Source organism: Rhodovulum imhoffii (genome assembly GCF_003046545.1).
In the GTDB taxonomy this organism is placed as follows: Bacteria; Pseudomonadota; Alphaproteobacteria; order Rhodobacterales; family Rhodobacteraceae; genus Rhodovulum; species Rhodovulum imhoffii.
In genome coordinates, this window is the sequence record NZ_QAAA01000005.1 from 87910 (window position 1) to 103262 (window position 15353).

Sequence of the window (15353 nt, forward strand, 5' to 3'; positions counted from 1 at the left end):
CTCAAGGTTGTGTTGCCGGGCGGGCCGCGCCGGTATGGGCCTGAACCCAGCCGGTGCAGGCGACGATACCGCCCAGCGGAAAAAAGTGAACACGTTCGATCCCGAAATCCGGGTGCGCCGCCTTGTACGCCGCCAGCCGGGCGATGAAACCGGTCGGTTCGAACGGCATCACCAGCTTGGATACATCATGGGCGCGGCGTTGCAGCACCTTCAGCGAGGGGCCTACCCCGCAGGCAATCGCGAATTTTAACAGCGTTTGCAGTCTGGCCGGACCTGCGACGCCAATATGGACAGGCAGGCCGATTCCTTCCGCCGCCAAACGTCCGGCCCAGGCGATGACCGGATCGGCGTCAAAGGCAAATTGCGTGACGATGGCCATCTTTGCGTCGGTTCGTTCGGAAAACGCCTGTTTCCAGTGCAGGGCCTCCATCACCCGCCGGTCGGAACCGTCGGCGTCGATATCGCGGCTGCCCTCCGGGTGCCCGGCGACATGGAGACGGGTAAACCCGGCCCGGTCAAAGACCCCGGTTTCCAGCAGCTGCATCGAGCAGTGGAAAGCCCCTTCGGGCCGGGCAACGCCACCGGCCAGTACCAGTGCCTGGCGTACACCGGCCTCTCCCTGATAGCGGGCGATCCAGTCTTCCAGCATCGCGGTGTCTGAAATCAGCCGCGCAGGAATGTGGGGCATGGGTTCAAACCCCTCCGTGCGCAGACGGGTGGCGGTGGCGACCATGTCCCCGATCGGAGTTCCGGCCAGATGCGCAATGTAAACCCGCGTGCCCGCGGGAAGGATCTGACGGAAATCCTCTATTTTCGCCGCCGTGCGTGGCATTACCTCGATCGAGTGGCCTTGCAGGAAGGCCTCCGTCTGCGTGGCCTGCCTGGGCACCCGGTTGTGTTTCGTGAACGGTAAAATTCCCATCCCTGCCTCCCAGACCTTTTTCATGGGGTGTTCCAGCCGGAAGATTCGATCAGGGCGCGCAGCCGGTCGGGCGGGTAGATGGCCTCAAGTTTTTTCGCCTCGGCCTCGGCCAGTTCGGCGGCCTCCCCTTCGGCGGTGAACGGTATGGCCTTGCGCCATTCGGCAAGGTAGGCGCCGCTGTCGCGCGCCCCTGCCTTCATGGCGCAACGATCGATCGCCTGTTCGAAGCGCGGGTCCAGGACGCGCTTGGCCGCGCGCCGCCCCTTGCCCACGATCACCTGGGCCGGAATGTCCCGCCAGTAAACGATAGTGACCTCAGGCATGACTGATTCCCCTTCTTCCGTACTTCGGTTCTAATCTGGCGGATTGCCGCAGTTTCGGCCGTTATCGACGGGATGGGCGCAGGTTGCGACCCGTTGAAGGGATAGGCCAGCCCGCATCGCTTTGCCAGCGCGCGGCGGTGGAAAAATCTGCAACATCTTCTTGAAGGCGTTGTGCTCCGAGAGGCATTGCACCGGCGGACACGGACAGGTAACTTTGTCGCAACTCGAATTGGAGGGCGATCCGATGGCGCCCATGCGTCCCACTGGTGCGGGCGCGTTCCCGGAAGCGGTTGTAACCCCCGCGCCATGTCCGCCCGATCCGGCGGGGCTTTATGCCGCGCTGGATCTTGGCACAAACAGTTGCCGCATGCTGATTGCCCAGCCAAAGGGCAACCAGTTTCATGTGGTGGACAGTTTTTCGAAATCGGTGCAACTCGGCACCGGGCTGGAGGCGTCCGGTCGGCTGAGCCGCGCCTCCATCGGACGGACGGTGCAGGCCCTGCGCATCTGCCGGAGCAAGCTTGACAAACATTCCGTGGTGCGGATGCGCCTTGTCGCGACGGAGGCCTGCCGCCGGGCCCGCAACGCTCGGGAGTTCATCCGCCTTGTGCGGCGTGAAACCGGCCTGCGTCTGGAAGTCATCCCGCCGGAGGAAGAGGCCCGCCTGGCCGTCGTGTCCTGCGCACCGTTGGTGTCGCGAAAGGCAGAGCAAGTTCTGGTCGTCGACATAGGGGGCGGTTCGACAGAGCTTGTCTGGATCGACCTTGCTTGCGTTCCCCAGCAGGAGCGCCGTCGGGCGATCATGCGTCTTCACTCGGGTTTTCAGGCCTCCGATGCGCGCCCCGCCGCCCGCGTGGTGGACTGGATCTCGGTTCCGCTCGGGGTTGCGACCCTCAAGGACCAGTTCGCCGATGTCGAGGACGATAATGCCCGTTTCGCCTTGATGAGCTGGTTTTTTGAGGAAAACCTGGCGGAATTCAGCCCCTACAGCGCCGATTCCGTGGGGGGCGGCTTCCAGATCATCGGAACCTCCGGTACGGTTACGACGGTGGCAGCCAGCCATCTGGGGCTCAAGCGGTATGATCGGACCAAGGTGGACGGCTTGCGCATGACCTCGTCACAGATCGATCAGGTGATCAAGGATTATCTCTCCATGGGGCCCGACGGACGTCGCAGCGACCCCCGGATCGGGCGCGACCGGCACGCGTTGATCATGTCGGGTGCGGCGATTCTGCAGGCGCTGATGCGGATCTGGCCGACCGACCGGATTTCCGTGGCCGACCGCGGTTTGCGCGAAGGTCTGCTTTATGCCCAGATGTGTGCTGACGGGGTGCTGAACGAAGAGGTCTGACATTGCCTGCACGCGCGTTTTGCGCCATGACGCGGGGCCTAGGCAAAAGGGGGCTGTGATGCCTGAAAAGAAGGGCAGCGGGCGCGGGCAGCGCGACTTGCGGGTTCGGGTCAAGACCGCGCGCGGGCGGCGCTTGTCTTCCACCCGCTGGTTGGAAAGACAGTTGAACGATCCTTACGTGAGGATGGCGAAGGCCGAAGGCTATCGCGGACGCGCGGCGTTCAAGATCCGGGAGCTGGACGACAGGTTTCGCTTTCTGGTGCCCGGTGCGCGGGTGGTCGACCTCGGGTGTGCACCCGGCGGCTGGTGTCAGGTGGCCGTGACGCGCGTGAACGCATTGGGGGACAGGAAAGGAAAGGCCGCGGGCAGGGTCCTGGGTGTCGATTTGCAGGAGGTGGAACCGATCCCCGGGGCAGAGATCCACCAGCTTGATTTTCTTGAGGATGGCGCCGATGACAAGGTCAAAGTGTGGCTGGGCGGGCGCGCCGATGTCGTGATGAGCGACATGGCCGCAGCGTCCTCGGGTCACAAACAAACGGACCACCTGCGTATCATCGCCCTGTGCGAGGCGGCGGCGCATTTCGCTTTCGATGTTCTCGACGAGGGCGGGACTTTCGTCGCCAAGGTATTGGCAGGCGGCGCCGAGGGGGAGTTGCAGAAGCTTCTCAAGCAACGATTCTCCAAGGTGGCGAACGTCAAACCCTCCGCGAGCCGGGCCGACAGTTCGGAAAAATTCGTTGTGGCGACAGGGTTTCGTGATATCAGGATAAAAAGTAACGATTAATAAAAAAATATCCGCAAAACTTTTTCAAAACGCCATTGCACCCGAAAGCAGGTATCGTCAGGTCCGCAGGTCGACATCAACCTTTACGGTCTCCGGTTTGGCAGGTCCCGAAAAAGAGAGGGTCTTTGTGAAACTGTCCAGGTTGTCCGTTCCCCAGGAGCCGCGCTCCCTTCCGCTGATGGTGGCGGCGGCGGTTTCTCCGATGTTGCGCCGCCCTCCGATGGTGCAAGCGGCGGCACTCTGCCTGCGTGACGGAAAAAACGGCTGCGAAGTGTTGTTGATTTCCAGCCTCGACAGCGGTCGCTGGATCCTGCCCAAAGGCTGGCCCATGGCAGGGCGAACCCTGGCCGAGGCGGCGCTTCGGGAAGCCTGGGAAGAGGCTGGAGTTTCGGGAAAGGTTGAGGATACGCCGGTCGGGGTGTTCAATTATACCAAATGCCTCAGGGGGAATTTACGTCTGTCTTGCGATGTGACGGTATTCCCCGTGCAGGTCGAGGCCCTTGCCAACGACTACCCCGAGGCTGGCCGCAGGCGGCGGAAATGGGTTCCTCCGCAGCGTGCCGCGCAGATGGTGGGAGAACCTGAACTTAGGATAATTCTACTTTCGTTGTAAAACAGACGAATTCACGGTTGAGCTTTTGGGGAAGGCCGGTTAGGGCCAGTGCGTGACGGAAATATGACAAGATCCGGTGCGCGTGTGACAGAGCATCTGCCCAAACAATACAAAACCCTGGACAAGGACCTTGGCCGTATCAACCTGCTTGAGCAGGCGGCCATCTACGTTTCACGTCCACTTGTGCCGCCCGGGGTGGCGCTGATTTTCATGGGATTGGTTGGGGTCGTTGCGACGATCCTGATGGGCCATCAACCCCTTGGGCTGATTGTCGTCGCGGCCTCTGTGATCGGGGCCTACATGGCGCTGAACATCGGCGCGAATGACGTTGCAAACAACATGGGCCCCGCCGTGGGGGCTGAGGCGCTGACCCTTGGCGGCGCCTTGATGATTGCTGCGATCTGCGAGACCGCCGGGGCCTTGTTGGCCGGGGGGGATGTGGTCGGGACCGTTTCGCGCGGGATCGTCGCGCCCGAGGCGGTTTCGGACCCGCAGGTCTTCATATGGGCGATGATGGCCGCGCTTTTGGCGGCGGCGCTTTGGATCAACCTTGCCACGGTCCTTGGGGCGCCGGTTTCCACGACCCACGCGGTTGTCGGGGGGGTGATGGGCGCGGGAATTGTGGCGGCGGGATTTACCGCGGTCAACTGGGCCACGATGGGCCGCATCGCTGCAAGCTGGGTGATTTCGCCGGTCATGGGCGGGCTGATCGCGGCCGGGTTCCTGGCCTTCATCAACAATCGTATCATCTACCGCGACGACAAGATCGCCGCGGCCCGCACCTGGGTTCCGGTGCTGATCGGCATCATGGGAGGGGCCTTTGCCACCTACATGGCGCTCAAGGGGCTCAAGAAAATCATCAAGGTCGAATTCGGCACCGCGCTTCTGATCGGGCTTGGGGTGGCGGTTGTGCTGTCTTTGCTTGTCCGCCCGTTGATCGCGCGGCAATCCGTGGGGTTGGAAAACCGCAACAAGTCTCTGAAAAAACTCTTTGCCCTGCCGTTGATCCTGTCTGCGGCGTTGCTGTCTTTCGCCCATGGGGCAAATGATGTGGCCAATGCCGTCGGCCCTCTGGCGGCCATCGTGCATACGGTACTGGAAGGCGGCGCGTCCGACCGTGTCCAGATTCCGTTCTGGGTGATGCTGATCGGGGCGCTTGGGTTGTCCGTGGGGCTGGTGCTGTTCGGGCCGAAACTGATCCGGATGGTCGGCGGGGAGATTACCAAGCTCAACGCCATGCGCGCCTATTGTGTGGCGCTGGCAGCGGCCATCACGGTTATTCTGGCGTCCTGGCTGGGGTTGCCGGTGAGTTCGACCCACATCGCTATCGGCGGAATTTTCGGTGTGGGCTTTTTCCGTGAGTGGTATCATGAACGTGTGCTCAAGCAAAATCGGCAGAGCGCCCTCATGCCACTGGAAGAGCGGACGCGTCGCAAGGTCGTGCGCCGGGCGCATTTTCTGACCATCGTGGCAGCGTGGCTGGTGACGGTTCCTGCGGCTGCGGCCCTGTCGGCGGCCTTGTTCAGCTTTCTGAACCTGATCCCGGTTTAAGCAGTGCGGGCAGGCTGGCGCGCAGGCGGGCCAGCCCTCCGGGCTGCCAGCCCAGTTGTCGCAGGCGGCGTGTTCTCATCACACTGACAGGCGTTTCGGCGCGCGGGGGCAGGGGATGTGGACAGCCTGTTTTCTCGGCCACCAGGGCCAGAAGGTCATGACGGTCCAGAACGATATCGGAAGCATTCAAGGGGCCGTTCAACTCGTCCGGTGGAGTTTCAAGAATCCGCATCACGGCGGCGGCAAGGTCGTCGCCGTGCAGTTCCGTTCCACACCGCGCGGCGATGGGGTGCCCTGCAAGGTAATCCGCAAAGAGGGCGGCCCATTTGTGCTGCCGCCCCGGCCCGGCGGGGCCGTAAACGCCCGTCGCACGCAGATTCAGCGCAGTAAATCCCGGCACCGTCATGGCCGTCAGAGCCTGTTCGGTCCACCACTTGACCTCTCCGTACAGGGTATCGGGACGGGGTGGCAGGGTTTCTTCCAGCTCCGTGCCGGGCGGGTAGGAACCGTAAACCGCCCGCGAGGAAAGGAATATAACCCGCCCCACGCCGGACGATCTGGCGGCTTCGAACAGGCGGAGCGAACCATCGAGATTGACGCGGACAAAGCCGTCGGGGTCGTGCCCCTCACCGCCACGGTAGCGGCCGGGCAGGTGACAAAAGGCACAGTGGACCAGTGCGTCGATTCCATTGAGGTTGGGAGCTTCCCCAAGGCTGTAGCCCGGTTGATCGACGGGGGCGGAGAAAATGGCGGATGTCGTGCGAGACAATACCGTTACCCGAACCCCGGCGCGCAGGGCGGCCTCCACGATAAAACGGCCCACCAGCCCGGTGCCGCCGGTGACGGCCAGCCTCATGTGGCGGGTCCGGGCAGGCTGGTCGCGTCAGGCACCGGGCCGTCCCCCGCATAGGCGTGCCAGAGATCGATCAGCGGGCGGAGCCGTTCGGCCTTGGCGTGGGTTTGCCACGGCTTTTCATACTGGAAATGCAGGATCCTGATGTCGGGCCAGTTCCACAGTCCCGGCAGGTTGAACCAGACATATTGCAGCATGTTGTAGAAGACCGGCAGCCCGTGCCAGTTGGGGAAGTAATCCTGCAAAAAGGTCTGGTCTGTGCGTCGCCAGAACGTGCCCGGGGCATCCAGCCGGGTCACCATGGCCTCGAACGTGGTTGCGGCGGGCCGCGCGGTGAAAACGCCCGAATTCATCCGGTGAAAATCCGCGAGGCTTTCATAAACGTTCGGGGCGGCGCAGAACTCCGGATAATCGAAGAGCCGGTCAATGTTTTGCAAGACCAGCGTGTCGGCATCCAGAAATACCACGCGCTCATAATCCAGTTGCCACAGGCGCAGTTTGCAGAAATTGTCCAGCGGTGTGTGGAAGGCTGGTTTGTCGCCTTTGGTGAACGGGGCCAGGCCGTGCAAGCGATCGCGGCCATGCGCGGCGTTGAAAGCATCCGAGGTGGGCAGAAGCTCGGTTTCGAGCAGCCGTGCGCCCAGCGTGGCAAGGGGGGCCAACGCCCGTGCCTCCACGCCGCCCGTATGCAAAACCGCGATATCGGCCGACGTACCGCTCAGCCGCAGGGATCGGACCAATGCCCTGGCCCCCAGCGCGAAATCCGCGTTGGTTACAAGTGTGACATAGGCAAAACGATGGCCTGCCGGAACGGCGGGCTGCGATCCGCTGCTCATGAGACGGATTTCAGACGTTTGCCTTCCGGGTCGCGCTCGACGGTTTTGGCGATGTCCTTTGTCCAAGCCGACACACAGGGCACACGCTTGCGGTCCACCCGGTGGGCGAATTTGCGCGCAACCTCGACGACCTCTTCCAGCAGGCCTTCCTCCAGCGTGGTGGGCGCGAGGCCGAGATCAAGGAAGTGGTCGTTCCTGACGACAAGTTCGTTTTCAGCGGCTTCCTTACGCGGGTTCGGCAGATAGGCAATTTTCGCGCCGGTAATCCTGGCCACCAGTTCCGCCAGATCGCGGATGCGGTGGGTTTCGGTCATCTGGTTGAAGATCTTCACCCTTTCACCCGTCCGCGGGGCGTCTTCAAGGGACAGTTCCACGCAGCGCACCGTATCCTGGATATGGATGAAGGCGCGGGTCTGTCCGCCTGTGCCGTGCACTGTCAGAGGGTAGTCGATGGCCGCCTGGATCAGGAAGCGATTCAGGACCGTGCCATAGTCGCCGTCGTAATCGAAACGGTTAATGAGTTGCGGGTGGCGCCTGGTCTGATCCGTATTGGTGCCCCAGACGATACCCTGGTGCAGGTCGGTGATGCGCAACCCGTCGTTCTGGGCGTAAAACTGGAACAGGATCTGATCGAGGCTCTTGGTCATATGATAGACGGAGCCGGGCTTTGTCGGGTAGAGGATCTCCATCCCCTTGGGGCCGCTGGGCGTGTCGATGGAGACATCCAGATATCCCTCCGGGATAGGCGCCCCGATGGTCGAGTATCCGTAGACCCCCATCGTCCCGAGATGTACCAGATGCGCATCGATCCCGGTTTCCACCAGCGCCACCAGAAGATTGTGTGTGGCGTTGACGTTGTTGTCGACGGTGTAGATCTTGTGTCGTTCCGAGATCATGGAATAGGGCGCGGCGCGCTGTTCGGCAAAATGGATTATGGCGTCGGGCTTTTCCCCGGCCAACCAGTCGCGCAGGCGGTCGTATTCCTTTGCAAGGTCGATCAGGTGGAAATGCAGGGTCCGCCCGCTGACATCTTTCCAGATGCGGCAGCGTTCCTGGATGGAATCCATCGGGGTGAGAGACTGGACACCAAGTTCCGCGTCGATCCAGCGGCGGCTGAGGTTGTCGATGATGTGTACCTCGTGGCCCTGTTCAGACAGGTAAAGCGATGTGGGCCAACCGCAAAAACCGTCGCCACCGAGTACTGCAATCTTCATCGCGCTCTCCTTCGCATCTCGTGGTCCACGGGCAATCTTGCGCCCTTGTCTGAGTGTCGGCTTAGCGGAGGTGCGTTGTAAATGTCATTTAAAAGTTTTATGTCACCGGCAAATTCCCGCGCAGGGTACGTTATCGCGCAGAAGGGAAAAGCATCTTTACTAAAAGTTTTTCAGATTCAATTTAATATAAAGAAGGAATATACTGATCTTGGCTTCAGGCGGCGCAAGCAAGCCGGCGCAGGGGCGGCAATTCGGAGACGGAGCTCGCAGTTGAGGGTGCGCATCTCCGAACAGGTTTGCACGCAGCCCCATGGCCTGGAGTCGCCCCTTGGCGGTGCGGTTTACGGCAGGGGTTGTACAATCCGTGGAAACCGCTTCACCGGAGGTCTGCATACGCCTCGCGGGCATTCAGGCCGTATCCTGTAGCAAGGCGGAAACGGGGACATGTTAGACCGTCTGCGCCGCGCAGCCACCGGGCCGACTGTGTGGCGCTGCACCACAGAAGCGCGCCTGACATACCATGGCCTGTCTTCAGGGGCCTTATGCCCCCCAGGTGCGCACCGGCCCGCAATCCATGTGAACGAAATTGGAGCGCGAATAGCGCCCGACACCGCCACCCTTGCAGGCCGTTGCCGCGCGCGCTATCTGGCCGACGCTGCGTGACTGCAACCGCAGGTCGGCCGCCTGACCCTGCATGTGCAGGGAGTTTCTGGCAACCCCGCGGGAGCGCGCCCGCAACATTGCGTTGGTTTTTGGGCAGCGATAACCTGAAAGCAGCATGTAGGGTTCATCCACGTCCAGCAGATTATGGGCGGCGGCCATCACGTCGATAGTCCGCAGGTCGATATCCCTGACCTCGTTGCTGCGCCAGTCGCGCATGAAATAGCTGATTTCCCTGACCGCTTCGCGTATGTAATCGCCCTCAATCCAGTAGATCGTATCAATGCTCTCGCCGGTGCGGCCCGAATACATTCTGATCCGCCGGATGTCGCCGCCGCCACGCAGAAAGCCGAGTGCGTTTGCGTATGTGGGTGCAGCCGTCAGAGTCGTCGCGGCAAAAGCCTGCAACACACCACGGCGTGTAAAGCCGATCTTCCTGTTTTTCATGTGAACTCTGCCTGTCATTCTGCCCGGTCTCTGCCGGTTTCTGTCTGTCCCCCGTCTCTTTCTATGCCACAAATGGAATCACAGGCCAACTCCCGATTGGGCAAGGCGCGAATCATTCAAGTGAGATCGGCGATTTTTTGCCGTGACGGCCCGAAACGGAACATTTTCGCAACAATGCGGCTTTCGCGCCACGCGCATCTGTTGTCTGTGTCCGGCGGGCCGGACCGGTGCGCGTTTCCAATGGACAGGCGTGCGCGGATTGCCCACTCTGGTGACCCGTGAAAAGGGAGTGATGTGCAATGGGAACGGTTCTGGCGCGCCGCGCCTTGCTGGCGGCGGCATTCGGCGCACTGGCGACGATGGCGGTTCCGGTATGGGCAGGGCAGGCGGCATTTGCCCAGGCGGTGGCCACGGCCGCCGCGAAGGATGCCGCGCTGACACAGTTCTATCGTCAGCGCAACTATGAACCCTTGTGGACCGGGAACCGTGACCGGGCGCGGCGCAAAGCGTTGATCCAGGCCCTGGAGGATGCCGGAGCGCATGGGCTTCCTGTTGCTCGTTATGACCCGGAAGTTCTGGAAGCCGCATTCCGGGCGGCCCGCAGCGATGCCGGGCGCGGCAAGGCCGAGGTGCTTGCCAGCCGTATGTTTCTCCAGTACGCGCAAGACATCCAGACCGGGGTCCTGGAGCCCGCGCGCGTCGTCAGTGCGATCAAGCGCGCCGCGCCACGTCGCGACCGGCTGGCCCAGATCGACGCCTTTTCCAAAAGTACGCCACGCGCCTACATGCGTGCACTGGTGCCGCAAACACCGGAATATGAGCGGCTGTTGAAGGAGAAGTTGCACCTGGAACGGCTGCTGGGGCAGGGCGGCTGGGGTCCGAAAGTGCCCGGCGGGGTCTACCGCCCCGGTGCAGGCGGATCCGGTGTGGTGGCTCTGCGCAACCGGCTGATCGCCATGGGATACATGAAGCGTTCTGCCTCCCAGGTTTATGATGCAGGGATGCAAAAGGCGGTTCAGCAGTTTCAGCTTGATCATGGGCTCACCCCCGACGGGGTTGCCGGGCCCGGCACACTGGAGGCGATCAATATCCCCGCCACGACGCGGCTGGGGCAAGTTGTCGTGGCGATGGAGCGCGAACGCTGGCTTGGTCCCAACCGGGGCAAGCGTCATGTTCTGGTCAACATCACCGATTTCCACGCACGTATCATCGAAAACGGCAAGGAGGTTTTTGCCACGCGGTCCGTCGTTGGAAAAACGGCACCCGATCACCAGACACCGGAATTTTCCGATATGATGGAGCATATGGTGATCAACCCGACCTGGAACGTGCCCCGCTCCATCGCGGTGAAGGAATACCTGCCGTTGCTCAAGAGAAACCCCCATGCGGCCAGCCATCTGCGCGTGGTGGATTCGCGCGGGCGCACCGTCAGCCGCGGATCGGTCAACTTCTCGCAATATACTCCGCAGACCTTTCCCTATGCGCTCAAGCAGCCGCCCTCGGACGGGAACGCGCTGGGTCTGGTGAAGTTCATGTTTCCGAACCGCTATAACATTTACTTGCACGATACCCCGTCCAAGAGCCTTTTCTCCCGCGAAACGCGGGCCTTCAGCCACGGCTGTATCCGGCTCAACGATCCGTTCGAGTTTGCCTATGAGTTGCTTTCCAAACAGACTAACGATCCACAGGGGCTGTTTCATGCGCGCCTGAAAACCGGCCACGAAACCGTGGTGGAACTTACCCCACAGGTGCCGGTCCACCTGATCTACCGCACGGCGGTGACGCAGCCGAAGGGGCGCACGCGCTACTTGCCGGATCTGTACGGGCGTGACGCACGGATATTCAAGGCATTGCATGCCGCCGGGGTGGAACTGCGCGCGGTTCGGGGCTAAATCTGACCCCGAAAGGGCGCCGGCCGGCGTGAAGGGGTTCGATGACCTACCGCATTGCTGATATTGCAGTTGCTCTTGGGGCTGAGGCACAGGGGGATCTGGCCTTGCGGGTGAAGGGGGCGGCGGAACCTGCACAGGCCGGACCGGAGCATCTGGCCCTCGCGATGGATCCGAAATTTGCCGAGGGATTGAAGGCCGGGCAGGCGCATGCCGCGCTCCTGTGGGGGGGGGCGGACTGGCGGGCGCTGGGCCTGAAGGCCGCGATTTTCGTGCCTCGCCCGCGTTTCGCGATGGCCGGACTGACGCGCCTGATGGATGTGGGGCCGCTGATCCCTCCCGGTGTTCATTTCAGCGCGGTGATCGACCCCTCCGCCACGATCGGGGACGGCGCCGCGGTGGGGCCTTTCGCCATGATCGGCGCGGGGGCCGTTATCGGCCCGCGTGCACGGATCGCCGCGCATGTTTGTATCGCCGAAGACGTGCGGATCGGAGCAGACGCGCTGCTGCTGCACGGGGTGAAGGTCGGGGCGCGGGTCGTGATCGGCGACCGGTTCATTGCCCAACCCGGTGCGGTGATCGGGGCGGACGGGTTTTCTTTTGTCACGCCTGAAAAATCCGCCGCGGAAAATGCGCGTGAAACCATGGGCGATACGGGGCAGGCGCCCCCGCAAAGCTGGGTGCGCATTCATTCTTTGGGAGCGGTTCGTATCGGCGACGATGTTGAGGTGGGCGCGAACACAACCATTGACCGGGGGACGATCCGCGATACGGAAATCGGCAGCGGCAGCAAGCTGGATAATCTTGTTCAGGTCGGTCACAACGTGGTGATCGGGCGGGATTGCCTGCTGTGCGGCCAGTCCGGGGTGGCGGGCTCCGCGCGGCTGGGGAACCGCGTGGTCGTCGGCGGTGCGGCCTCTGTCGCGGACCATTTGAGCGTGGGCGATGATGCGGTGATCGCGGGGAAATCCGGCGTTGCCTCGAATGTGCCGGCGGGGCGGGCGGTGATGGGCTACCCCGCCATGCCGATGGAGCGCAATGTCGAGGCCTACAAGGCGCTGCGGCGTCTGCCGCGTCTATTCGCCCAAGTTGCCGCCTTGCAAAAAGCGGTTTCAAAGCCCCAAAAGACGGACTAAACGAGCGCAGTGAAAAGGCGGGAGGCTTCCATGTCGGAGAGCGTGAAGGACAAGGTCATTCAAATCATCGCAGAGCAGGCCGTGCTGGAGGTTTCTGACGTGCAGATGGACAGCACGCTTGAGGATCTTGGAATCGACAGCCTCGGCCTGGTCGAATCCATCTTCGCGATCGAGGAAACTTTCGACATTCAGGTCCCGTTCAACGCCAATGATCCCAGTGAGAGCGATTTCGACATATCTTCTGTCGCGTCGATCGTGGCGGCGGTCGAAGGTCTGGTGGCCGAACAGCAAACATGAAGCGTGTCGTTATCACGGGGCAGGGCACCATAAACGCCCTCGGGCACGATGTCCCCTCCACGCTGGAGGCCATGCGCGAAGGACGCTGCGGGATCGCGGATCTGGATATACGGGATGTAGAGCGTCTCTCCATCCGTATCGGCGGGCAGGTCCGCGGCTATTCGCCCGAGGCGCATTTCAACCGTCAGCAGATTGCCCTTTATGATCGGTTCACCCAGTTCACCTTGCTGGCGGCGCGGCAGGCGGTATCCCAGTCGGGGCTGGAGTTTTGCGGCGACCTGGCCGCGCGTTCCGGGGTGGTTCTTGGGACGTCGGGCGGCGGTATGAATACGCTCGATGAAAACTATCGCAGTGTTTACGAGGAGGGCAAAAACCGCGTTCATCCCTTCGTTGTGCCGAAGCTGATGAACAACGCCGCCGCCAGCCACGTTTCAATGGAGTTCAACCTCAAGGGGCCGAGCTTTACCGTCGCCACGGCCTGCGCGTCCTCCAACCACGCGATGGGGCAGGCTTTTGCGATGATCCGGTCGGGGCTGGCGCCCGCGATGGTGACCGGGGGGTCGGAATCGATGCTGTGTTTCGGTGGCGTCAAGGCATGGGAAGGTTTGCGGGTGATGTCGAAAGACGGCTGCCGCCCGTTTAGTGCTAACCGCAACGGAATGGTGCAGGGCGAAGGGGCGGCGGTTTTCGTTTTCGAGGAGTACGAGCATGCCCGCGCCCGGGGGGCCGAAGTTCTGGCAGAGGTTGTCGGTTTCGCGATGAGTTCGGATGCTGCGGATATCGTCATGCCCTCCAAGCAGGGGGCGGCACGGGCAATTGCCGGTGCGATCCGCGATGCGGGGCTGAACCCGCCGGATGTGGGGTATATCAACGCCCACGGCACCGGCACAGCGGCCAATGACAAGACCGAATGCGCCGCTGTTGCGGATGTGTTCGGGGCCCATGCGGACCGGCTGATGATCTCTTCCACCAAATCGATGCACGGTCACCTGATTGGGGGGACCGGGGCGGTGGAACTGCTGGCTTGCGTGATGGCGCTCAGGGATGGAATCATTGCGCCGACGATCAACTACGATGAGCCGGACCCGGAATGCACGCTGGACGTGGTGCCCAACGAGGCCCGTGAGGCGAAGGTGGAGGTCGTGCTGTCGAACGCTTTTGCATTCGGCGGGCTGAACGCAGTCCTGGCCCTGCGCAAGATATGAAAACGCCGCCCTGAGGGCGGCGTTTTCAACCGGTCACTCGGTCGTTTCGGGCGCAGGGGGCTTCGGGGCCGTGGCGGCACTGGAAAGCGCCTCATACCCGGCGGTGAACCCTTTCAAGGATACGCCAAGCCCCACCTTCTGATCCGGCGCAGCCACGGGAACGATCACAAGTTTGGCCGCGCTGCCGCGCTTGAACGCATTGACATCTTCGGCAGTGAACCCGACGCGGGCGAAACAGCCCACCTGGCTGCACCATGAGAACGGGTAAACCTTGGCGGCCCCGCTGTCGACGCTCAGTCGGAGCTGCTCGGTCAGGAGAGTTTCCAGAGGGGTGATGATGGTGGCCCCGGCGGCTGCCTGGCCGTTGCTTCCATCGGGCAGGGGGAAGATGCTCATTTCCGCGACCGGGTTGCCTTCGTCATCGTTCAGCAACTGGTAAAGCTGGCAGGGATCGGGCTGATCCTCGGGGGCGCGGACGCATCGCAGCGCCCAGTCGCCGAAGGTCTCGCGGACATAGGTCTCTCCGACCTGCGCGTCTTCCGTGCCCATGGCCAGACCGCTATCGGTCTCGGTCGTATCCTGGGACAGTGCCGGGGTGGCCAGCAGCGCCGCGGCGCAGGTCAGTGTCTTGAAGAAATCACGCATGATGAAGTGTGGCCTCCTGAAGGATGGTAACAGGGCTGTATCATGCCGCCAGCCCGGTGTCAGGGCGAATTTGCCTGACAATAGGGTGAAAGACGGGCCGACCGGGGCACATTTACACGGCCGGGTTGGCAATCCACCCTTCCAGCGGATCAGGCGAATCGCCCGCACCATAGCCTGCGTGCCGGTGCGTCCACGACCAGGCGGACTGGACGGCACAAAGCAAGGCATCGAGATGATCTCCGCCGGGGTCCTCGGCGAGATCAGGGTCGGCGGAAATGTGGAAGCCGAGTCTGGATGCAACTTCCGAGGATTTCAGGGACCGGAGGATTTCACAACGGGCCACGGCCTGTTCCGCGGTTTGCTTTTTCTTCGCGTCATTCTTGTAGCTTCGGCGGCCGATCAGGCTGCGGGCGAGGACCCCCGGATATGCTTCGATCGCAATGCGGTCCGGGTCCCCTTGACGGATATGGGGGATCGTAACGTCTGCCTCCAGCAGACGCGGCGCGCCTTCGAAGAACATCAACCCGACGGGTGTTCCGTAGAGTTTTTGCGGACTTATCGCGCCCGTCGCGATATCCGTTTCGCGGCGATGTTCCCGGTCGCCCATGGGACGCGTCTTGCGCTACG

General features: G+C 62.3%; 16 protein-coding genes. 8 read left to right on the plus strand and 8 right to left on the minus strand.

Translation table 11 applies throughout. The annotated features are described in order from the left end of the window. Position 1: 1 nt before the first annotated feature. Together C8N32_RS05805 and C8N32_RS05810 are read right to left on the minus strand one after the other, a co-directional pair. On the minus strand, positions 2-922 hold the full coding sequence (locus C8N32_RS05805; protein ID WP_107891642.1) for a methylenetetrahydrofolate reductase: 921 nt from the start codon (positions 920-922) through the stop codon (positions 2-4). Positions 923-942: 20 nt separating this feature from the next. Beyond that, positions 943-1245: a virulence factor gene (locus C8N32_RS05810; RefSeq protein WP_107891536.1), complete on the minus strand. Its 303-nt coding sequence runs from the start codon at positions 1243-1245 to the stop codon at positions 943-945. 244 nt (positions 1246-1489) lie between these two features. Between C8N32_RS05810 and C8N32_RS05815 the strand changes: the two genes are divergently transcribed. From C8N32_RS05815 to C8N32_RS05830, 4 genes are all read left to right on the plus strand, one after another. After that, positions 1490-2596: a Ppx/GppA phosphatase family protein gene (locus C8N32_RS05815; RefSeq protein WP_107891537.1), complete on the plus strand. Its 1107-nt coding sequence runs from the start codon at positions 1490-1492 to the stop codon at positions 2594-2596. A 58-nt stretch (positions 2597-2654) separates the two neighbouring features. Beyond that, on the plus strand, positions 2655-3380 hold the full coding sequence (locus C8N32_RS05820; RefSeq protein ID WP_107891538.1) for an RlmE family RNA methyltransferase: 726 nt from the start codon (positions 2655-2657) through the stop codon (positions 3378-3380). A gap of 142 nt (positions 3381-3522) precedes the next feature. Then, the gene (locus tag C8N32_RS05825) at positions 3523-3993 is read left to right on the plus strand and encodes an NUDIX hydrolase (RefSeq protein ID WP_242509581.1); all 471 of its coding nucleotides are present in this window, start codon (positions 3523-3525) and stop codon (positions 3991-3993) included. A 63-nt stretch (positions 3994-4056) separates the two neighbouring features. Further along, positions 4057-5544, plus strand: a complete 1488-nt coding sequence (locus C8N32_RS05830) for an inorganic phosphate transporter (RefSeq protein ID WP_107891539.1) — start codon at positions 4057-4059, stop codon at positions 5542-5544. Here the strand turns inward: C8N32_RS05830 and C8N32_RS05835 are convergent. From C8N32_RS05835 to mepK, 4 genes are all read right to left on the minus strand, one after another. Next, positions 5516-6400, minus strand: a complete 885-nt coding sequence (locus C8N32_RS05835; protein WP_107891540.1) for an NAD-dependent epimerase/dehydratase family protein — start codon at positions 6398-6400, stop codon at positions 5516-5518. The genes C8N32_RS05830 and C8N32_RS05835 overlap by 29 nt on opposite strands. Next, complete coding sequence (locus C8N32_RS05840) at positions 6397-7233, minus strand: glycosyltransferase (RefSeq protein WP_107891541.1); 837 nt, start codon at positions 7231-7233, stop codon at positions 6397-6399. Before C8N32_RS05840 ends, C8N32_RS05835 begins: the two co-directional genes overlap by 4 nt. Then, positions 7230-8447 carry an NAD-dependent epimerase/dehydratase family protein gene (locus tag C8N32_RS05845; protein ID WP_107891542.1) on the minus strand — a complete coding sequence of 406 codons (1218 nt, stop codon included), beginning with the start codon at positions 8445-8447 and terminating at the stop codon, positions 7230-7232. The genes C8N32_RS05840 and C8N32_RS05845 overlap by 4 nt, the downstream gene beginning before the upstream one ends. 540 nt (positions 8448-8987) lie before the next feature. Continuing rightward, positions 8988-9554: a peptidoglycan L,D-endopeptidase MepK gene (gene mepK / locus C8N32_RS05850; RefSeq protein WP_107891543.1), complete on the minus strand. Its 567-nt coding sequence runs from the start codon at positions 9552-9554 to the stop codon at positions 8988-8990. A 299-nt stretch (positions 9555-9853) separates the two neighbouring features. Between mepK and C8N32_RS05855 the strand changes: the two genes are divergently transcribed. Genes C8N32_RS05855 through C8N32_RS05870 form a run of 4 tightly spaced genes read left to right on the plus strand, consistent with a single transcriptional unit; the run spans position 9854 to position 14081 of the window. After that, complete coding sequence (locus C8N32_RS05855; RefSeq protein ID WP_107891544.1) at positions 9854-11446, plus strand: L,D-transpeptidase family protein; 1593 nt, start codon at positions 9854-9856, stop codon at positions 11444-11446. A 41-nt stretch (positions 11447-11487) separates the two neighbouring features. Continuing rightward, a complete protein-coding gene (gene lpxD / locus C8N32_RS05860) occupies positions 11488-12579 on the plus strand; it encodes a UDP-3-O-(3-hydroxymyristoyl)glucosamine N-acyltransferase (RefSeq protein ID WP_107891545.1) in 1092 nt (363 codons plus the stop codon). A gap of 30 nt (positions 12580-12609) precedes the next feature. Then, positions 12610-12876: an acyl carrier protein gene (locus C8N32_RS05865; protein WP_107891546.1), complete on the plus strand. Its 267-nt coding sequence runs from the start codon at positions 12610-12612 to the stop codon at positions 12874-12876. Beyond that, complete coding sequence (locus C8N32_RS05870; protein ID WP_107891547.1) at positions 12873-14081, plus strand: beta-ketoacyl-[acyl-carrier-protein] synthase family protein; 1209 nt, start codon at positions 12873-12875, stop codon at positions 14079-14081. Before C8N32_RS05865 ends, C8N32_RS05870 begins: the two co-directional genes overlap by 4 nt. A gap of 33 nt (positions 14082-14114) precedes the next feature. Here the strand turns inward: C8N32_RS05870 and C8N32_RS05875 are convergent, their stop codons facing one another. Beyond that, positions 14115-14726 carry an invasion associated locus B family protein gene (locus tag C8N32_RS05875; RefSeq protein WP_107891548.1) on the minus strand — a complete coding sequence of 204 codons (612 nt, stop codon included), beginning with the start codon at positions 14724-14726 and terminating at the stop codon, positions 14115-14117. 112 nt (positions 14727-14838) lie between these two features. Next, positions 14839-15333, minus strand: a complete 495-nt coding sequence (locus C8N32_RS15075; RefSeq protein WP_201132402.1) for a DUF429 domain-containing protein — start codon at positions 15331-15333, stop codon at positions 14839-14841. Between the last annotated feature and the right edge of the window lie 20 nt (positions 15334-15353).

Bases quoted from the DNA above. Each gene is read 5' to 3' on its own strand.
- C8N32_RS05805 (WP_107891642.1), bottom strand. From the start codon at position 922: ATGGGAATTTTACCGTTCACGAAACACAACCGGGTGCCCAGGCAGGCC.
- C8N32_RS05810 (WP_107891536.1), bottom strand. From the start codon at position 1,245: ATGCCTGAGGTCACTATCGTTTACTGGCGGGACATTCCGGCCCAGGTG.
- C8N32_RS05815 (WP_107891537.1), top strand. From the start codon at position 1,490: ATGGCGCCCATGCGTCCCACTGGTGCGGGCGCGTTCCCGGAAGCGGTT.
- C8N32_RS05820 (WP_107891538.1), top strand. From the start codon at position 2,655: ATGCCTGAAAAGAAGGGCAGCGGGCGCGGGCAGCGCGACTTGCGGGTT.
- C8N32_RS05830 (WP_107891539.1), top strand. From the start codon at position 4,057: ATGACAAGATCCGGTGCGCGTGTGACAGAGCATCTGCCCAAACAATAC.
- C8N32_RS05835 (WP_107891540.1), bottom strand. From the start codon at position 6,400: ATGAGGCTGGCCGTCACCGGCGGCACCGGGCTGGTGGGCCGTTTTATC.
- C8N32_RS05840 (WP_107891541.1), bottom strand. From the start codon at position 7,233: ATGAGCAGCGGATCGCAGCCCGCCGTTCCGGCAGGCCATCGTTTTGCC.
- C8N32_RS05845 (WP_107891542.1), bottom strand. From the start codon at position 8,447: ATGAAGATTGCAGTACTCGGTGGCGACGGTTTTTGCGGTTGGCCCACA.
- mepK (WP_107891543.1), bottom strand. From the start codon at position 9,554: ATGAAAAACAGGAAGATCGGCTTTACACGCCGTGGTGTGTTGCAGGCT.
- C8N32_RS05855 (WP_107891544.1), top strand. From the start codon at position 9,854: ATGGGAACGGTTCTGGCGCGCCGCGCCTTGCTGGCGGCGGCATTCGGC.
- lpxD (WP_107891545.1), top strand. From the start codon at position 11,488: ATGACCTACCGCATTGCTGATATTGCAGTTGCTCTTGGGGCTGAGGCA.
- C8N32_RS05865 (WP_107891546.1), top strand. From the start codon at position 12,610: ATGTCGGAGAGCGTGAAGGACAAGGTCATTCAAATCATCGCAGAGCAG.
- C8N32_RS05870 (WP_107891547.1), top strand. From the start codon at position 12,873: ATGAAGCGTGTCGTTATCACGGGGCAGGGCACCATAAACGCCCTCGGG.
- C8N32_RS05875 (WP_107891548.1), bottom strand. From the start codon at position 14,726: ATGCGTGATTTCTTCAAGACACTGACCTGCGCCGCGGCGCTGCTGGCC.
- C8N32_RS15075 (WP_201132402.1), bottom strand. From the start codon at position 15,333: ATGGGCGACCGGGAACATCGCCGCGAAACGGATATCGCGACGGGCGCG.